Raw genomic sequence first — 19387 nt, forward strand, 5'->3', positions numbered from 1 at the left:
AGGGGTAGTTTGGGACGAGGGTTGAAAGGGTATCCTCAACAATATGTTCTAAGGTCTTTATAAAAAAGCAACATTAGGGTTTGTTGGGGAGATGTTATTTGGCTTTTTACAGTTTTTTGACACTATCCACCGAAGCTGTGGATAACTTTGTGTGTAACTGTAGCACATGTCCCTGCATCCTACATAAACCCTGACCTTCTCCCTTCGTGCCTATTTTTTGTGCAATTAAATAAGTTATTGATTTTAATGATAAATTTAAATGTCAAGAACCTCAACTGAAGAAAGTAACAAATTTTTTACCTAATTTAGACAAGTATTCGGTCATTTCCGGCTGCTGTGCACAACTATAGCTTTGTAAAATAAAAAAAATCAATTTTTCCGTTGCTATCGTCTGTTTCTTGTGATTACGACGCCCACACTGCCCGCATCCGCCAAAGCCTGCAATTTTTCGACCTTTACCCGTACACGAACAGTTCGTTGATTCTTCAGGCAGATATCGGCGACCTTTTCAGCAAGGGTTTCAACGAGGTTGATATGTTCTTCTTTTACGAGTTTTTTGATCGCTTTCGCGATTGTCTCGTAGCAAACCACATTATGATAATCATCATTGATGGGCCCGATATGGTCTCGAACCGTTAATACTATATTTAGTCGAACCGGCTGTTCTTTCAGTTTTTCATGCTCATAGACACCAATGAGCATATTGACCAGCAGATCATTGATAAAAACTTCATGTGTTGTCGCATCAGTTTCCGCCAGAGGGAGTGATGTAATTTTATGTGGTTCACTGGTACTCATGGTCATTCTTCCTCTGTCATGATGCAGGAGGGTAAATGCTGTCCTCCATCCATCGAAATAAACTCTCCCGTTATTGAAGGAGAGGACATTAAAAATTCAGCCCCTTTTGCAATATCTTCTGCGCTGGCGCCACGTTTGAGAGGCACTTGCGCCACTTGCCGTGCAAATTGGGAAGCGCTTTGCCGTTTGCTGGCAAGAGTAGGGCCCGGTCCTATCGCGTTGACGCGAATTCTCGGGGCCAGTTCCATGGCTGTGGTTTGCGTCAGGGTCCATAATGCCGCTTTGCTCAGCGTATAACTTGTAAAGCCAGGGCGCAGGTTATGGACCCGTTGATCGATGATATTCACGATTGAAACATCATTCATTTCATAGTCGAGATCCTGCGCCGCCATTGCCTGAGTGAGCAAAACAGGCGCAAGCAGATTGATATGCATATGAGCATCGAAGGAACTTTCCGAAAAGCTCTTCAAATCTTCTCTCTCAAACAGGGAGGCATTATTGATTAAACCTGTGACAGACCCGAAAGCCTCCGTTGCCTCCTGAAAAAGCTGGCGTGTCTGCTGTGCATTGGCAAGGTCCGCGCGAAACATTTGCGCTTTCACCCCAAGCTCATGCAACTGTGCCAGCACCTCCTCAGCCTCACTTGCCGAGTTGTGATAATGCAGGGCAATATTCCAGCCTGCTTTTGCAAGCACAAGGGAAAGTGCGCGGCCAATTCGTTTGGCACCGCCAGTGATCAGGACAGTCTTTGCCATAGGTCTATTGTGCCCGCTCCGTTAATAACCACAACTTCGAAAACGAAGTCTCTTTATATCATAGCGACAGAATGAACGCCCGACAGCCCAAAAAATTGCGCGGTAACATATGCCAGATAGGCGACGATCATCAGCGCGCCGATGGGACGGCTGATTGGTTTTTTGAGGAAAAAGATCAGGATCAGAGCGGCAGAGGCTGCCAGCATCAGGAACAGGTCAAAATGAAGTATCTGCTCGGGGGCGGACATGGGTTTGATCATGGCGGTCACACCAATGATGCCGGTGATGTTAAAAAGGTTGGAGCCCAGCACATTGCCAATTGCAACGTCGCCATGTTTGCGAAGTGCCGCAATAATGGAAGTTGCCAGCTCTGGCAGGGAGGTGCCAAGCGCAACCAGTGTCAGGCCGATGACCTCCTGAGACACGCCGGCGGTAACGGCAATGTCAACGGCGCCATGCACCAACAGGCGGGAGCCACCGATCAGCCCGGCAAGACCCAGAAGAATAAAACCCATGCTGACCCTAATACTTTTGGGCATGTTTTCTTCATATTCTTCAAGCGCCTCATTCGCCGCTTCCTCGCCGCCTCGTTTGGCCCGGCGATAGGCAAGGTAAATCACAACTGCCAGTGTAAGTGAGAGAACAAATCCCTGCCAGAAAGCAATCTGCCCGGTCCAGGCGAGGGCGGTAAACAATAAGGAGCCGCCTATTACGATCAGGCAATCGCGCAGGGCTGAATGATTGTCACAGGTAAGGGGGTAAATCAGCGCTGGTGCTCCCAGCACCAGTAGAATATTGGCGATATTGCTTCCCACAACATTACCAATAGCAATTCCTGATGCACCATCCAGAGCGGCTTGAACGCAGACGACCAGCTCGGGAGCGGACGTACCAAATGCGACGATGGTAAATCCAATAATGAGCTTTGAAATATTGAACTGTTCAGCAAGGGCAACGGAACCCCTGACCAGTAATTCGCCACATACAAGTAAAATCACTAAACCTGCGGCAACCTGAAGATACATCATGCCGTTTTACTACCTTGATCCTTCATTCAGACTCTCGTTAATACCTGACTATGCCGCGATGGGTTTGTTGTATATAGACACCCCGCGGGGGCAGTAAAAGGGTAAAATCCGAATTTCAGGGAATTAGTAGCTAATTTGCAACATCATCTTCAGTCAGGACGACATTTCCTAAAATCTCTTGCGAAGGGAATATCCCTGCTTTTTGAGTAAATTGAGGACGCCTTCCTCTCCGGGCAGGTGCAGCGCACCCACGGCAATGAAAGCAGCCCCCTGTTCGATCCGGCTCTGAATTTTTGAAACCATTGCATGATTTCTGTCAATCAGCAGCTTGTCTGTAATGAACTCCCGGATTTCAGGGCTCGCATCTTTTAAATCTTTGTTCATTCGGCAGAAAAAATGGTTGATGTCACCGCGAATATAGTGCCGCGTGAGTGTTTCAAGCTCGTCTTCCAGATCTGCAAAACCCTCTAGTGCACTGTCCAGCAGCTCCAGTTGCGCCGCTTTACTCAGGCCGTCAAAGAGCCCAAGCTGATCCGATGCTTTCTCGAGGGCGAAAATCTGTTTGCCTTCGGCTTTTGCGATTTTCTCAAGCTCCCTGTCCAGTAGTGTTAGTTGGCCGGAATTTTGCGAGGAATTCGCGGGTGGCTGAGAGATAACAGAGGCAATCGCCCAGATTTTGAGCTGTAAAAGATTTTCAAGCGGAATTTGATACGCGGGCGCTATTTCTTTTAATTGTGCTAGTCGCCTCTCCCCCAGATGCTGCCGCATATTCTCTCCATGCGGGGCCATCATCAGGCGTCTGCTGGTCCGCATATTTTCTTCGGAAAGTGTCGTCTCCATCATGAAAAATTGCGACTTGTTAAGCGCCTGCATAACGACGCCGGGTAGATACAGAATACGCCGGTCCCGTGAATGCATGGTTCCAAAGACGAAACTTTTGGGGCCATCCCCTTTGCGAATTTCCCAAAGTTTCCCTTTGCCGTAAAGCTGGGACGCACAAGGAGTTATTTGACCAGGTGCTGCTTTTGCATCTGGTAACGAAGTGAAAACCCACAGGCAGGTCATCACAAAGGCGACTTTGGCCAAATGTGCCAGCGGATTAATCTGCATGCTTTTCATAACTCTACACCCGTGTATGCTTTCACCGTCAGAGTATCACTCATAAATGAGTCAATTTATGGACGTAAGGACAATTGCAATAACTCACTCAATCCACAAGCTATTCTGCACTCTGGTCGTTGCTTTTCTGTTGGGGACGATTGCGTTGAAAAGCTGTGACGCGCGCGAAAAGGGTCGCGTTCTGGTGTTTGCCGCAGCAAGTACATTTGCCCCTTTGCAGGCAATCGCATCACATTTTGAAGACGAAACAGGAATTCGTGTGGATATCTCGTTTGCGGGCAGTTCAACACTGGCTCGGCAAATAGAGGCGGGGGCACCTGCGGATCTGTTTCTGTCAGCCAATCGATTATGGGTCGATCATCTGATTGATAAAAGTTTGATCAGGCAGGAGCATTCCGTTGAATTACTGTCAAACGCACTGGTCTTGATCGCTCCTAAGGGGATGAAATTCTCATCTCTACCCATCAGGATTGCTGATTTGCCGACACTGTTGGATGTTGGCAGATTGGCCATTGGTGATCCAGCGCATGTGCCTGTTGGCATTTATGCGCGTCAATCGCTCGCGTATTTTGGTGTGTGGCAACAGCTCGCTCATCGTCTTGCCCTGCAAGGAAATGTGAAAACGGTTGTGCGTCTGGTTGAGCGCGGTGAAGCTCCCTTTGGGATTGTCTATCAGACGGACGCGTTGAATAATCCTGATGTTAAGATCGTCGCCGAGTTCCCACCCGAAACACATTCCAAAATTACATATATGCTGGCAAGTGTCTCGGGCCGTCGCTCGGATAAATCAGTTGTGGCCTTCGCGAGTTACCTGCAATCCGAAAACAGCATGAAGATTTTCAAAAATTTCGGATTTTTGCCGTTGGGCCGTTAGGTCTTATTTGCGAGGGCGGCGACCACCTACTGATTTTCCACTACTGATACGTCCGGCTGTTGAACGGCCAAGGGGTTGACCCTTTCCCGCATCTCCAATTCCTAAATCCCTATCTTGAAGTTTTTTGATCTCATCACGAAGTCTTGCCGCTTCTTCAAACTCAAGGTCAGCGGCGGCTTCCTGCATTTTCTTCTCAAGCGCTTCGATATGGCTTTCAGATTATTGCCGATTAAATTGTTGGCATCTTCCAGATTCAGATCAACATCATGGTGGTCCTGCTCATAGACACTTTCCATGATATCATCGATATGTTTGCGAACAGATGCTGGCGTGATGCCATGCTCTTTGTTATAGGCCTGTTGTTTTTCACGGCGGCGTTTTGTCTCGCTCAGCGCCCGTTCCATGCTGCCGGTTATCTTGTCGGCATACAGAATAACCCGGCCGTCCACATTTCGTGCGGCCCGACCAATGGTCTGGATGAGAGACGTCTCGGACCGTAAAAAGCCTTCTTTGTCTGCGTCCAGAATAGCGACAAGCGCACATTCGGGAATGTCCAGTCCCTCTCGAAGCAGGTTGATCCCAACAAGCACATCAAAGGTTCCAAGGCGCAAATCACGAATAATTTCAATGCGTTCAAGGGTGTCGATATCTGAATGCAGATACCTGACTTTGATCCCGTTTTCATGAAAATATTCCGTAAGATCTTCGGCCATTTTTTTGGTCAGGGTCGTAACCAGCACGCGCTGATTTTTGGCTGCGCAAATCTTGCACTCCGCCATCAGGTCATCAACCTGCGTCTCCACCGGTCTGATGATGCATTCCGGATCAATAAGACCCGTTGGACGAATGACCTGCTCTGAAAAACTGCCACCAGTTCGTTCCAGCTCCCACTGGCCCGGTGTGGCTGAGACGAACAGGGTTTGCGGTCGCATTAAATCCCATTCTTCAAATTTCAGTGGCCTGTTATCCTTGCAAGAGGGAAGCCTGAAACCGAAATCAGACAATGTTGATTTGCGGCTGGCGTCTCCTTTATACATGGCGCCGATCTGGCTGACCGTTACATGACTTTCATCAACAATCAGCATTGCGTTGTCAGGTAGATATTCAAACAGGGTTGGCGGTGGCTCACCCGGATTTCGGCCCGACAGATAGCGTGAATAATTTTCAATCCCTGCGCAGGCGCCTGTCGCTTCCATCATTTCCAAATCGAAAGTGGTTCTCTGCTCTAGCCTTTGCGCTTCCAGCAATTTGTTCTGACTTTCAAATTCAGCGAGCCTCTGTTTCAGCTCCTGCTTTATTTTTTGCTGGGCCTGCCTCAAGGTCGGTTTGGGCGTCACATAATGACTGTTGGCGTAGATGCGTACTTCGTTGAGTTTACCGGTTTTCTTGCCCGTAAGCGGGTCAAACTCCGTTATCTCTTCCAGCTCATCACCAAATAGGGAAAATCTCCAGGCCTGATCTTCCAGATGGGCGGGAAAAACTTCGATCGTGTCGCCCCGTGCCCGGAAGGTACCGCGCGTAAAGCTGGCATCATTGCGTCTATATTGTATCTCGACCAGATCCTGCAGCAGTTTTTGCCGGTCAATCCGTTGCCCTTTTTTCAGGGTCATTGTCATTTCACTATAGGTTTCAACGGACCCGATACCGTAAATGCAGGAGACAGATGCCACAATGATAACGTCATCCCGCTCCAGCAGCGCCCGTGTTGCTGAATGTCGCAGGCGGTCAATCTGTTCGTTTACCGAGGCGTCTTTTTCAATATAGGTATCCGTGCGCGGCACATATGCTTCGGGCTGATAATAATCATAGTATGACACAAAATATTCGACCGCATTGTTCGGGAAAAACCCTTTCATTTCCCCGTATAGCTGAGCGGCAAGTGTTTTGTTATGGGCGAGGATGATTGTCGGGCGTTGCATGCGTTCAATGACTTTTGCCATCGTAAATGTCTTGCCCGAACCAGTTACACCAAGCAGAACCTGATCCTTGTCACCTGCTATGATGCCATTGCACAGCTCTTCAATGGCTTGTGGCTGGTCACCGGCGGGTTCAAATTCTGAAACAACCTCGAAAGGGATGCCGCCCTCGGATTTTTCAGGCCGCTCCGGGCGGTGTGGGATGAAATTTTCCAATGTTTCGCTTTTGTTCTCTGCTTTCATGTGCCATATATAGGCTGAAATGGGTCAATTGCCAACCCATAATATAACAGATGGCGACGAAGGATCGCAGTGCGGAATATCACCGATGGGGCGGTGGGATAAGGTGCCATCTGAAGAACCAGCGGACAGGAAGGTTTTTAAGCTTCAGATGGCTTGGGAAACTGAAATTATGACTGCCAGAAAGGCTTTTTGATTTCGCTCTGCACAAAACGGTGATCAATTCCCATATCGTTTAGGTTTTCTTGATCTAATTGTGCAAGATTATGGCGCATGTTGGCACGCTCCTGCCATGTCAGGATTGTGTTTGTGATGGCTGTCACAAAACCCGCCTTCGGAGAAGCCGGTGTTACGGGTGAGCATTCAGTGTGCTTTGCATTCAATGTGTTTAAGGACATTGTCTTCTCCTTTCTGGGGGTCTAACGGTTGGCGAATTGTAAAAATTCGGTGTGAACTTTTGATGATGATGTTCTCGCAAATTAAATGCTTGATGACAAACGATAGTTTCTAATGTTATGGTTTAGAAAAACTAATCTGAAATAGAGCCTATGAAATTACCACCCCTGAACGCCTTGCGTGCTTTCGAAGCCGCTGCCCGACATTTAAGTTTTTCAAGAGCGGCGGACGAACTCTCTGTAACTCCGGCTGCGGTCAGTCATCAGATCAAGGGACTGGAAGACTGGCTCGCTGTACCGCTGTTTCGCAGGCTGAACCGCGCCGTCATGCTAACGGATGAAGGCCAATCCTATCTTGTGGGCATTCGTGAAGGGCTGGAGCTATAGGTGACGCCACCGAAAAAATCCTGTTGCAGGGAACGTCGGGGTCTCTGACCGTCAGTACATTACCTTCTTTTGCGGCCAGATGGCTGTTGCCGCGGCTTAGCAGTTTTCAACAACGCCATCCCGATATCAACGTGCGGATTTCTGCAACGGACATCATTACTGATTTTCATCGGGAAAGCGTGGATGCTGTTATTCGGTACGGGTCAGGAAATTATCCCGACCTGCATTCTGAATTATTGTTGCAGGAAGATCATCTCTTTCCCGTTTGTAGCCCGGTGCTACTGGAAGGCCCGCATCCTTTGACACGCCCCTCCGATCTTGCTCATCACACGCTTCTTCATGATGACTTGCGGGTGGATTGGGAAACCTGGCTGGCAGCTGCCGATGTGAAAGGCATCGATTCCAAGAAAGGCCTCAGCTTTAATGACTCTTCCATGGTTTTGAGTGCGGCCATGGCGGGGCAAGGGGTGGCTTTGGGGCGGAGTACGCTCGCGGCGGAGGATTTGAAGGCAGGCCGGTTGGTGAAACCATTTGATATCGAGCTGAAGGCGGGAAGTGCCTATTATTTTGTCTGCCCCAAAGAATTTATCAACCGGCCGCAAATCATGGCATTTCGGGATTGGCTGTTTGAAGAGGCGGAAAACGATCCGGGGCGTTTTATGTATGTCCCCGAAAGTTGAATTTTTGCATCCTGCGTGGCAAAGCTGCATGAAATCACCGGCAAAATCCGTTTTCACTGGCTTTAAGGTTGAAACCCTGTTTCAGGAAGCGTAGCTTGGCGGCTGCAACAGAGTTGCTGTTATTAACTTGCTTTATCGAAAGAAGAGGTCATGTCTATTATTGCGGAAAGTTTGGGCCGTATTAAACCCTCACCAACAATTGCTGTTACAACAAAAGCTGCAGAACTGCGGAGCGCTGGCCGGGACGTTATTGGTCTGGGCGCAGGCGAACCTGATTTCGACACGCCGGACAACATTAAAACGGCGGCAAAAACGGCAATCGATGAAGGCAAGACCAAATACACCCCCGTTGATGGAATTCCTGAACTCAAGCAGGCCATCTGTGAAAAATTCAAACGGGAAAATGGGCTGTCCTATGAACCTTCACAGGTTACGGTCGGCTCCGGCGGTAAGCAGATCATCTATAATGCTATGGTCGCAACGCTAAATCCTGGCGATGAAGTGATCATTCCGACACCTTACTGGGTATCCTACCCCGATATGGTGCTGCTCGGTGGTGGGGAGCCTGTATTCGTTCCAACGACTGCCCAGAACGGTTTCAAGATGCAGGCCGCTGATCTGGAAGCAGCCATTACACCCAAAACGAAATGGCTGATTTTCAACTCACCGTCAAACCCCTCCGGCGCAGGCTATACCCACGACGAGCTGAAGGCCCTGACAGATGTATTGGTCAAGTATCCCAACGTCTGGATTCTCACCGACGATATGTATGAGCATCTGGTTTATGATGACTTCAAGTTTGTCACTCCGGCCGAGGTGGAACCTGCTCTTTATGATCGCACCCTGACAATGAACGGGGTCTCCAAGGCTTATTCTATGACCGGGTGGCGTATTGGCTATGCCGCGGGACCGCAAGAGCTGATCAAGGCGATGGCGAAAGTTCAGTCACAGAGCACTTCCAATCCTTGCTCCATCAGCCAGTATGCGTCCGTAGAAGCATTGAACGGTCCGCAGGATTTTCTGGCAACACGGGCCAAGGCCTTTGAAGAACGCCGCAATATGGTTGTTGAAATGCTCAATGCTGCAGAGGGAATTTTCTGCCCTATGCCAGAGGGAGCTTTTTACGTTTATCCTTCCGTTGAAGGCTGCATTGGCAAGAAAACGCCAGCAGGCAAGGTTATTGAAAATGACCTGGACTTCGTGAGCGAGCTTTTGGAAGCGGAAGGTGTCGCCGTTGTTCATGGGGAGGCATTTGGTCTGTCACCGTATTTTCGGGCATCCTACGCCACCTCAACCGAGGCACTTAAAGAAGCCTGTACCCGTATTCAGAAATTCTGTGCCAGCCTTAGCTGATACAGTATTTTCAATGTTGAAAAAGCGGCCGGTGATTCGGCCGCTTTTTTTTATGGCCCGGCAAATAGCAGCATCCTCCCATTAAGGCGCAGTTCAAAATGGCGGAAAACTCGCGAGTGTGGGTTCCTCTCTCCATCTTTTTCTTGCCTACTGCCGCGATCGAGACAAACATTAGATAAGTCTAACAAACTGGGAGGTGCGGTATGACCATGGAAAAACCGACGGGACCCCGAACTGTGGCTCTGGTTGGTCCTTACTCAAGTGGCAAGACAACCCTGCTGGAATCGATGCTGCATATCTGCGGGGAAATTAGCCGAAAAGGTAAAGTCGATGACGGCAGCACGATCGGCGACAGTGCGGATGAAGCACGACAGAGAAAAATGAGCGTTGAGGTAAACTCCGCTCATTTTTCATTTATGGGGGATGATTTTTATATTCTCGATTGTCCCGGGTCCGTTGAATTTATGCAGGAAAGTCGCAATGTACTCAGCGCGGTAGATGCGGCGGTTCTCGTTTGTGAGCCGGATCCTGACAGGAATGTAACGTTGCTGCCAATCCTCAAGCTGCTCGAAGAAAATGACACGCCGACCTTTATATTTGTCAATAAGGTGGACCGGGCAAAAGGGAGCGTGCACACCCTCTTTCAATCATTGGAGGAAGTTTCAAACAGGGATCTTGTTCTGCGCCAGATGCCCATTGTCAATGACGGAACAGTCACCGGTTATGTGGATCTCGCGTCAGAGCGGGCTTATGTCTACAAGGATGGACAGGCTTCTAAAATTATCGATATGCCGCCGGAAGTGGCCGAGATGGAAGGCACCTCGCGCTTTACCATGCTAGAGACGTTGGCCGATTATGACGATCACCTGATGGAGGAGCTGCTCGAGGATATTGAACCCCAGCATGAAGAAATCTACGAGCTGTTGCAGCAGGATTTGCAAAAAGGGTTTCTGGTTCCGATTTTTCTGGGGGCCGCAGACAGTGATCATGGCGTTCGCCGCTTACTAAAAGCGCTACGTCATGAGGTTCCCTCAAATGAGAAAACGGCCGAACGCGCTGCGATTGAGATCGGTGAGGACAGGACAATCGCGCAAGTGCTCAAAACCTATATCTCCGCGCAAGGGGGGAAATTATCGCTGGTGCGTATCTGGTCGGGTACCATCTCGGATGGCGATGCCTTTGAAGCGGGCCGTGTTTCTGGGCTTGTCCGTTTACAGGGCGCACAGCAGGAAAAGCTGGATCGGGCAAGCGCGGGTGAGGTTGTTGCATTGGGTCGTATGGAAGCCCTTCGCACCGGCGATTTTCTGACGAGTGACGGTGTGGAGCCTATCGCCTCCCGCTTGAGTGTGTTCGAACCGGTTTTTGATTTTTCTTTGTTTGCCGAACGTCGTGAAGATGATGTGAAGCTTTCAGCTGCATTGGCAAAATTGAACGAAGAGGACCCCTCTTTGATCGCCGAGCATCGTCAGGAAACACAGGAGCTTCTATTGCGGGGACAGGGGGAAATTCACTTAAGCGTCGCGCTGGAACGGTTAAAGTCCAAATATGGCCTCTCCGTCACACATTCCGAGCCAAAAGTTGCCTTCAAGGAAGCCATACGCAAGGGAACTGTCCATCATGCCCGCTTTAAAAAGCAAAGCGGTGGGCATGGACAGTTTGGGGATGTCAAAATTGAAATCAAACCATTGCCCCGCGGTGAGGGGTTTCAGTTCAGTGAAACCGTTGTGGGCGGATCCGTGCCCAAGCAGTTTATCCCCGCGGTGGAAAATGGAGTGAAAGACTATCTGGGGGCAGGCCCGCTGGGCTTTCCGGTGGTGGACATCTCTGTCACTTTGCTCGATGGTCAGCATCATTCGGTTGATAGCTCGGAAAACGCGTTTCGTTCCGCAGCCCGCATTGCCATGAGTGAAGGGATGCCCAATTGCTCACCTGTTCTGCTGGAGCCGGTTTGCAAAGTGGAAATTGCGATGCCAGCGACTTTCACGTCAAAAGTAAACGGCATTGTCAGCAGTCGGAGGGGTCAAATACTGGGTTTTGATGCGCGCGAAGGATGGCATGGATGGGAAGTGTTGAGCGCCATGATGCCAGAGCAGGAGCTGCGGGGCTTGATAATTGATCTGCGTTCGGCAACTCAGGGCGTGGGAACGTTTCGTGCGGAATTTGATCACTTGCAGGAACTGACCGGCGCCCTCGCTGAACGGATTGTGGAGCAGGCGGGGTCCGGGCATTAGCAGGAGCACTAGCAGGATCCCTCACGGACTGTTGATTTGAATTTGTGAACTGACCGCTCAATCCTTTCGTAACACAAGTTTGAAAGGGTTGCCGGTATGCTTATTAAAATCAGGAAGAGTTGGGAATTATCAGAAAACGCCGTTTTGGATGAGGGTAAGTATCTGAACCGGCGTCAAATTCTGAAAGGGCTGGGGATCGGTGGATTAATCGCGGCCTCTCCGTCAATACTGTCAAATTCAGTTGCGGCAACATCTGATGATCCCAGCGCTCATCTGTATCCTGTTGCCCGCAATACAGCCTATGAAGGCGGGCGACCGCTCACCCCTGAAAAAATCGCCACTACCTACAATAATTTCTACGAGTTCGGCTCACATAAAGAAATTTCAAAAGCAGCACAGGCGTTGAAAATTCGCCCCTGGAGTGTCCTCATCGATGGGGAGGTTGAGCAGGAACAGCAGATTGATATCGATGATCTTTTATCTCGAATGCCGTTGGAAGAAAGAATTTACCGCCACCGCTGTGTGGAGGCATGGTCAATGGTGGTGCCCTATAGCGGCTTTGCGCTCAAAGAATTGGTCAAGCTGGCAAAGCCTACCTCCAAAGCAAGATATCTGATCATGCAGACTTTTGAGGATAAAGAGGTGGCAACTGGTCAGCGTCAGTTCTGGTATCCTTGGCCCTATACTGAAGGGCTGTCCATGGAAGAAGCGGCGCATGATCTCGCGTTTATCGCAACAGGTCTTTATGGCAAGCCTATTCCCAAACAAAATGGGGCGCCTCTGCGTCTGGCTGTTCCATGGAAATATGGTTTCAAACATGCCAAATCACTCGTTCGCTTTACCTTCAGTGAAAAGCGTCCCGTCAGCTTTTGGCAGAAGCTGAATGAGAATGAATACGGGTTTTGGGCAAATGTGAACCCGGAAGTCCGTCATCCGCGCTGGTCTCAGGCGACGGAACGTGATCTGGCCACTAACGAGAGAATTCCAACGCAATTCTACAATGGCTATGCAGAAGAGGTCGCGGGTCTGTATACGGAAATTGGTAAGAAAGAGCCCCTGTTCAAATAAAAAAAAGGCCAGCCTCATCGGAGGCTGGCAAGTCTAACAGGGAGGCCTGCCGTCTAGCGGCAGTGACTGACACACTTGGGAGAAACTGTCAGCCAACATGCAAACTTTCGATTGCAAGTCAGGCAAGTAAATCGCCTGCATCACATATGTGGGAATCGGTCCCTTATATGAGTAGTCCCAAAAACGCATAGCTGCCATGAGCGTGCGTCATGGCAAAAAAAGACCAGCCTCTGGGAAGAGGCTGGCAAGTCTAACAGGGAGGTATATCATCAAGAGATGATATATGCTGCTTGCAACTGGGAGGAAAGCAAGCAGCGGGAATATCGATAAAGGGGGGTCGATATTCAGATCAATGCTGCAATGCAGCGTTGATGATTGGAATATAGGCAATTGATGAATTATGTGCCAGTATTTTTTTTGCAGCGCACCCATGCATTTTGTGCATATCTCCCTGACCAGCCATGCGCTTTTAGGAAAAACGCATATTTGCGGCAAAAAGAAAGGCTGACCTGTAAAACAGATCAGCCTTATAACTAACAGGGGATGTTATGATGAATATCATAACGGGTTACTTGCAACTGGGAGGGTATCAAGTAACCATACCATGTTCACGAAACATATGGGAGACTGTCGTGAAACAGGGAGTGCTGCGTCGCAGCAATCGGTGAGCACTTTTTAGAAAAACTGGCGCAGAATGAGAAGTTCAATATTCTCAAAGCGGATATGCACTCAATGCATGGCTGTTTGAAAATTCGATCTGCTGAAAATTAAAAGCCGTTTGCTCTATGCCTAAAAAGTAGACTCAGACACCTTCCGGATCAGAAAATCGCGAAAAATAGTCACCCGTTTCGATTTGCGAAGCTCTTCGGGGTACACATAATACGCATCGAACTCCGGCCCTTCCAGATCAGGCATGATGCGCACCAGACCTTTATGCCCCTGCGTGATGTAATCGGGCAGGCTTCCGATGCCGACACCGCTTTGAATTGCCAGCAGCAGTCCGTAAACGTTATTGACCTTGAATACGGGTTGAATGTCAGGGTTGTAGGAGCGGAGCGTATCCAGGATCCAGTTGACATTGGAAATGTTGGAGGGCGCTTCATCTCCGTAAATCAGGATTTTCCGTTTCGCTAGTTCTTTGAGGCTACCGGGATTGCCATGGCGGTCAATATATTCGGTGGAGGCGTACAGGTGATGGCGGACACTCATCAGTTTTCGCATAATCAGGTCAGGCTGTACCGGCTCACGCAGGCGGATGGCGACGTCTGCCTCCCGCATGGCGAGATCCAGCTCCCGATCAGCCAAAATCAGATTTACCGTGATATCCGGATACAGCTCAATGAATTCCCGTATTCTGGGTGTCAACCAGTTGGAACCAACACCAACAGTTGCCGTTACCTTGATTTCGCCTGTGGGCTTGTCTTTGGTATCCGCAAGCATGGCTTCCGTCATGGCCAGTTTTGCAAAAATTTCATGCGCGGTTCTGTAGAGCAATTCGCCCTGCTCGGTCAGCAAAAGTCCTCTGGCATGTCGGTGAAACAGGGGGAGCTTCAAGCTGTCTTCAAGGGCGCTGATCTGCCGGCTGACAGCGGACTGGCTTAAATGCAGTGTCTCACCGGCATGAGTGAAACTGCCGGCCTCGGCAACGGCGTGAAAAATTCTAAGCTTGTCCCAATCCATCACTGCTCTGTCTCCCCGTAAAGCCAGGATAGGGTTCCCGGGCGATACAGGTAATGTTAGTCGTTGTTTTCAGGAAGAGGGAAACTAATTTTCCATGCGTTCAGAAGTTAGCGCGAACGCGTGGCAAATGAGTAACGTCACTCGTGACCTGCAAGAAAGCGTTCAGCTTCAAGCGCCGCCATACATCCGGTGCCAGCTGCCGTTACCGCCTGACGATATATTTTGTCCTGAACATCTCCGCAGGCGAACACGCCTTCGATGTTTGTTGCCGTGGAATCCGGGGCGGTAACGATGTAACCCTCGTCATCCATATTCAGCTTGCCCTTGAACATCTCGGTATTCGGGCTGTGGCCGATCGCGATAAACACACCATGCACATCAAGCAGGCTCTCTTCGCCTGTTTTGACATTTTTCAGCTTTGCTGCTGTCACTCCTAGCGGGTTTTCGTCTCCAACAATTTCTTCCAGAACCGTATCCCAGATGACATTGATTTTCTCGTTTTTGTGAAGACGGTCCACCAATATCTTTTCAGCGCGGAATTGATCCCGCCGATGAATGATTGTGACTTTGTCCGCATGATTTGTCAGGTATAGCGCTTCTTCAACGGCAGTATTGCCACCGCCCACAACAAGGACTTCCTTGCCGCGATAGAAAAAGCCATCACATGTCGCGCAGGCAGAAACGCCAAAACCCATGAATTTCTCTTCCGACGGTAATCCCAGCCATTTCGCTGCCGCACCTGTTGAGATGATTACCGTTTCAGCAATATATTTTGCTCCGCTATCGGCTGTGGCAACAAAGGGGCGTTTGCTTGTATCCAGATCTACAATCACATCATGATGAATAACCGTGCCAACATTTTTGGCCTGTGCTTCCATCTGCTCCATTAACCAGGGGCCTTGCACAGGATCTGCAAAACCGGGGTAATTTTCTACATCAGTTGTGATGGTCAATTGACCTCCGGGCTGAATGCCGTGAACCATGATCGGGTTAAGAGAGGCCCTTGCTGCGTAAACTGCAGCCGTACATCCGGCGGGTCCGGAACCAATAATAAGTACACTTGTTTCAAACGTCTCGGCCATCTGGCACTCCTTAACCAACGGATTGTTTGCAGCTCATCAGCGGGATTTATTTATTATGGCTTCCATCGCCTTGCAAGGGGCATATATGGACAAATGTAGCGGGTTTAACACAAATATGGTGTGTTAATGACCTATCTTGTCCCAGACAATTTTTGCAATCCGCTCAGTTTCTGACAGTTTTGCGGGACTCCACTCATCAAGGGAGCCGGTAAAGTTCCGGGTGAAATTCAATGTCTTCATTCTTTCGTGAAATCGGTTGAACTTTTTGTTTCCACCGGGAAGGTCGAAAACATAAACCGGTTTGCCAGCGGTTACTGCCTCGCAGACCATATTTACAGAATCGGCGGTTACGATAATGGCGTCCGCCCGATGCAAATAGGCAAAATAGGGATTGTCACCTTCACCTGACCAAAGCTGATGCGGAATAGTCTCAAGCGCGCGCTTGAGGATGCTTATGTTTTCTGCGCCTGTACGGCGAGAGGTTGTCACCAGAAAATGACAGCCTGTCTTTTCATGAAGACTGCCAAGATGCTGGCTCAAATCCGTCATTACCTGAGGGTTTACATCATAACATTTATTGCTGCCACCGACGAGAACCGTTACCACAGGGGAGGCTAGGTTTTGTAGGCTATCACTGAATTTGGCAAATTCCGCCATTAGTTTTTGCGTCGTAATTCGTGTCAGTGATCCTTCGCTGACAATAACGTTTTGGCCACGCAGCCGGTCATGCCAGGGCACAATGACCAAATCAAATCTGTCTGCACGGCAGTTGGGGGTTTGAATATGAATGGTGAAACATTTGTTCTTGCTGGCTTTGCGGATGGCAATGCTTTGTGGAATGGCCTGTCGACCGCAGCTGATCACAATATCGGGCCAGGGGGTATGTAACTGATCGCCACTTTCCCGCAAGCGCTTCAGCGGGGAAATCCACAATTGCGGCGGCAGCCATTTCCAGGGTTTCTTGCTGTGAATGCGCTTGATGGTTGGCTCAAGACCCATGCTTCCGCCAGTCCCAGGCACTGATTTTCCATGCCTGCGCTACCATCAGTTATCACCCAGCAAGTTTTCGCCTGTGTTTCGCTAATTGCTTTCAACCCATTATTTTTACCAGTTTATAGCTCTAGTGCACTATTGCGCCAGAAGGGCAAGGTCAAGTAATTTAATTACAAAAATGCGAATATCTAGGGTTGGATAAATGACATCCTTGTAATATTATTGCGCAAACCAGATAGTTGGAGGCAATGAATGCAACGGGTGAAACTGGACGATATTGATCGGCGAATTCTGCACGATCTTCAGGAAAATGGCCGGATTACGAACGTAGAACTGGCAAAAAATGCAGGTATTTCGGCTCCGCCCTGTCTGCGACGGGTGCGTGCACTGGAAGAATCCGGCTATATTGAAGGCTATCACGCGCAACTTCATGCCGAAAGTTTGGGCTATGGCGTAACAGTATTTGCTTTGGTGGGCTTGCACAGTCAGGCAGAAGCAGATCTCAACGCCTTTGAAGAAAAAGTTCAAAAATGGCCACTGGTGCGCGAATGTTTCATGCTGGCGGGCGAAAATGACTTCATTTTGAAGGTTGTCGCAAAAGACTGGGATGCCTATCAACAGTTTTTGACCCATGAATTGACGGCGGCACCTAACGTGGAACATGTCAAAACATCTCTTGGCATTCGCGTGTCCAAATTCTTGCCGGGTGTCCCGGTTGAGTTGGAAACGTCAGGTGAAACTGTCGGCTGATCAACACGACAGATCAAAATTTTCAGTGATTTTGGCTTTCTATGGGCAAGGCGATGAACATTTATGAAAACGGGCTACCTGCAAACAAGGCAAATTGTGAGCCGCTAACCCCTATTGGTTTTTTGGAAAGATCGGCTGCTGTCTATCCGGAAAAAACCGCAATGATCCATGGGGATTGGCGCTATAATTATCGCGAATTCTACGAACGCGCCAAACGTCTTGCCAGTGCCCTGTCAAAGCGGGGAATTGGAACCGGTGATACGGTTTCTGTGATGGCGCCGAACGTTCCTGCCCTACTGGAAAGTCATTTTGGTGTTCCCATGTGCGGTGCCGTGCTGAATGCGCTGAACACACGTTTGGACGCGGCGACAATTGCTTTCATCCTCGATCATGGAGAGAGCAAGCTGCTCATCACGGACCGTGAATATTCCGATATTGTCCGCGAGGCGCTTGACCTTTGTAAATCCAAACCTGTCGTGATTGATATTGATGATCCGTTGGGCAGTGGTGGTGATCTGTTGGGCGAGATGGATTACGAGCAGTTTCTGCAAAGCGGTGATCCTGATTTTGATTGGAGTGGTCCCGAAGATGAGTGGCAGGCCATTGCACTGAACTATACTTCGGGCACAACAGGTGATCCCAAAGGGGTCGTCTATCATCATCGCGGGGCCTATCTTGCGGCTACGGGCAATACGCTTTCTTGGAATATGTCAAAGCATCCCATTTATTTGTGGACTTTGCCCATGTTCCATTGCAATGGCTGGTGCTTCCCTTGGACCATCACGGCAGTTGGGGGAACTCATGTCTGTTTGCGAAAGGTGGAAGCGGACCTGATATATGATGCGATGGGCCGGTATAATGTCGATCATATGTGTGGCGCGCCCATTGTCCTTTCCATGTTGATCAACGCAACGGATGAAAGCAAAGCCAAGGCAAACAAGGGTATCAAGGTTATGGTGGCTGCAGCGCCTCCGCCTGCTACTGTCCTGGCCGAGATGGACCAGATGGGCTTTGACGTGACCCATGTGTATGGGCTGACTGAATGTTATGGTCCGTCGGTGTTTTGCGACTGGGATTCAGACTGGGACGAAAAATCGGTCGAGGACCGGGCCGCGTTGAAGGCACGTCAAGGCGTGCGCTATCATGCACTTGGTGCGCTCGATGTACTCGATCCGGAAACAATGACACCGGTTCCGCGTGACGGCAACACTATGGGTGAGGTCATGATGCGCGGAAATATGGTCATGAAAGGGTATTTGAAAAACCCTGAAACGACGCGCAAATCTCTTGCCGATGGCTGGTTCCACACCGGAGATCTGGGCGTTATTCATGAAGATGGGTATCTGGAGCTGCGCGATCGATCCAAGGACATTATTATCTCCGGCGGTGAAAATATTTCCACGATTGAAGTGGAAGGTGTTCTCTATAAACATCCGGCTGTTCTGGAAGTGGCGGTTGTTGCGCGTCCGGACGATAAATGGGGAGAGACACCCTGTGCTTTTGTGACCTTGCGCGCTGGAAAAGAAGCAAGCGAAGCTGAATTGATCCAGTTTAGCCGGGATAATATGGCGCATTTCAAATGCCCGAAAACAGTTGTTTTTGATGAACTGCCCAAAACTTCAACAGGTAAGATCCAGAAATTTGTCCTGCGTGAGCGGGCGAAAAACCTGTAAATCCCGATTTTAGCATTATCTTTTTCTTAACCAGAACTGGTGAATGGTAGAACTGAGCTCTATTCACCAGTCTGGGAGAGAAAGATGACCCATTTTTTGGTAACCGAGGAAAACCCTGAGGGTAAAAAGCTTGAAGAGGTTCTGACGATGGTGCGCGCTGACATTATTCAACGGTGCACTCTGATTACCGATGATATTCGACCCGAAGCCCAGGCGGTTCTGGCCAATAATGTCAAGGTGCTGTCCCTGCTGACGGACGCGATTGAACTGGCAAGTGACAGCACACGAATTCTGGATAAAGCCTTCGGCCCCAGTCAGGCCAGCAAGGGCGGTCCGCCGCGCATCGGCAACTGATACGCGGCGAC

Annotated in this window: 15 protein-coding genes and 2 pseudogenes; 8 read left to right on the forward strand and 9 right to left on the reverse strand. The window is 49.5% G+C overall.

Annotated elements, in window-relative coordinates; genetic code table 11:
* Positions 1-384 precede the first annotated feature (384 nt).
* The 4 genes from folB to JCM23214_RS15530 form a co-directional block, all read right to left on the reverse strand.
* Complete coding sequence (folB, locus tag JCM23214_RS15515; RefSeq protein WP_025899736.1) at positions 385-798, reverse strand: dihydroneopterin aldolase; 414 nt, start codon at positions 796-798, stop codon at positions 385-387.
* A 2-nt stretch (positions 799-800) separates the two neighbouring features.
* Entirely contained in the window at positions 801-1553 is a 753-nt protein-coding gene (locus JCM23214_RS15520; RefSeq protein WP_025899737.1) for an SDR family oxidoreductase, read from the reverse strand.
* A 53-nt stretch (positions 1554-1606) separates the two neighbouring features.
* A complete protein-coding gene (locus JCM23214_RS15525) occupies positions 1607-2581 on the reverse strand; it encodes a calcium/sodium antiporter (RefSeq protein ID WP_025899738.1) in 975 nt (324 codons plus the stop codon).
* Between the two features lie 168 nt (positions 2582-2749).
* Complete coding sequence (locus JCM23214_RS15530; protein ID WP_025899739.1) at positions 2750-3700, reverse strand: TraB/GumN family protein; 951 nt, start codon at positions 3698-3700, stop codon at positions 2750-2752.
* Between the two features lie 58 nt (positions 3701-3758).
* On the opposite strand from JCM23214_RS15530, the gene modA reads away from it, so the two are divergent.
* Positions 3759-4574: a molybdate ABC transporter substrate-binding protein gene (gene modA / locus JCM23214_RS15535; protein WP_159104378.1), complete on the forward strand. Its 816-nt coding sequence runs from the start codon at positions 3759-3761 to the stop codon at positions 4572-4574.
* Between the two features lie 3 nt (positions 4575-4577).
* On the opposite strand, the pseudogene uvrB reads toward modA, so the two are convergent.
* Together uvrB and JCM23214_RS15545 are read right to left on the reverse strand one after the other, a co-directional pair.
* Positions 4578-6733 (reverse strand): annotated as a pseudogene (gene uvrB / locus JCM23214_RS21310) (excinuclease ABC subunit UvrB).
* A 167-nt stretch (positions 6734-6900) separates the two neighbouring features.
* On the reverse strand, positions 6901-7128 hold the full coding sequence (locus tag JCM23214_RS15545; RefSeq protein ID WP_025899741.1) for a DUF1127 domain-containing protein: 228 nt from the start codon (positions 7126-7128) through the stop codon (positions 6901-6903).
* A 150-nt stretch (positions 7129-7278) separates the two neighbouring features.
* Between JCM23214_RS15545 and JCM23214_RS21315 the strand changes: the two are divergent.
* From JCM23214_RS21315 to msrP, 4 genes and pseudogenes are all read left to right on the forward strand, one after another.
* Positions 7279-8192 (forward strand): annotated as a pseudogene (locus tag JCM23214_RS21315) (transcriptional regulator GcvA).
* Between the two features lie 150 nt (positions 8193-8342).
* A complete protein-coding gene (locus JCM23214_RS15560) occupies positions 8343-9545 on the forward strand; it encodes a pyridoxal phosphate-dependent aminotransferase (RefSeq protein WP_025899742.1) in 1203 nt (400 codons plus the stop codon).
* Positions 9546-9748: 203 nt separating this feature from the next.
* Positions 9749-11776: an elongation factor G gene (locus tag JCM23214_RS15565; RefSeq protein ID WP_025899743.1), complete on the forward strand. Its 2028-nt coding sequence runs from the start codon at positions 9749-9751 to the stop codon at positions 11774-11776.
* 96 nt (positions 11777-11872) lie between these two features.
* Positions 11873-12844 carry a protein-methionine-sulfoxide reductase catalytic subunit MsrP gene (gene msrP, locus JCM23214_RS15570; RefSeq protein WP_025899744.1) on the forward strand — a complete coding sequence of 324 codons (972 nt, stop codon included), beginning with the start codon at positions 11873-11875 and terminating at the stop codon, positions 12842-12844.
* Positions 12845-13633: 789 nt separating this feature from the next.
* Here msrP and JCM23214_RS15580 read toward each other — a convergent pair.
* The 3 genes from JCM23214_RS15580 to JCM23214_RS21320 form a co-directional block, all read right to left on the reverse strand.
* The gene (locus tag JCM23214_RS15580) at positions 13634-14524 is read right to left on the reverse strand and encodes a LysR family transcriptional regulator (protein WP_025899745.1); all 891 of its coding nucleotides are present in this window, start codon (positions 14522-14524) and stop codon (positions 13634-13636) included.
* A gap of 137 nt (positions 14525-14661) precedes the next feature.
* On the reverse strand, positions 14662-15606 hold the full coding sequence (gene trxB, locus JCM23214_RS15585; protein WP_025899746.1) for a thioredoxin-disulfide reductase: 945 nt from the start codon (positions 15604-15606) through the stop codon (positions 14662-14664).
* A 123-nt stretch (positions 15607-15729) separates the two neighbouring features.
* Complete coding sequence (locus JCM23214_RS21320) at positions 15730-16626, reverse strand: mitochondrial fission ELM1 family protein (protein ID WP_148301916.1); 897 nt, start codon at positions 16624-16626, stop codon at positions 15730-15732.
* Between the two features lie 225 nt (positions 16627-16851).
* Between JCM23214_RS21320 and JCM23214_RS15595 the strand changes: the two genes are divergently transcribed.
* The 3 genes from JCM23214_RS15595 (at position 16852) to JCM23214_RS15605 (ending at position 19376) form a co-directional block, all read left to right on the forward strand.
* Positions 16852-17349, forward strand: a complete 498-nt coding sequence (locus JCM23214_RS15595) for an Lrp/AsnC family transcriptional regulator (protein ID WP_025899747.1) — start codon at positions 16852-16854, stop codon at positions 17347-17349.
* A gap of 53 nt (positions 17350-17402) precedes the next feature.
* Complete coding sequence (locus JCM23214_RS15600) at positions 17403-19022, forward strand: acyl-CoA synthetase (RefSeq protein ID WP_025899748.1); 1620 nt, start codon at positions 17403-17405, stop codon at positions 19020-19022.
* 84 nt (positions 19023-19106) lie between these two features.
* Positions 19107-19376: a hypothetical protein gene (locus tag JCM23214_RS15605; protein ID WP_025899749.1), complete on the forward strand. Its 270-nt coding sequence runs from the start codon at positions 19107-19109 to the stop codon at positions 19374-19376.
* Positions 19377-19387 lie beyond the last annotated feature (11 nt).

Origin of the sequence: Sneathiella glossodoripedis JCM 23214 (genome assembly GCF_000616095.1) — a bacterium.
GTDB lineage: Bacteria > Pseudomonadota > Alphaproteobacteria > Sneathiellales > Sneathiellaceae > Sneathiella > Sneathiella glossodoripedis.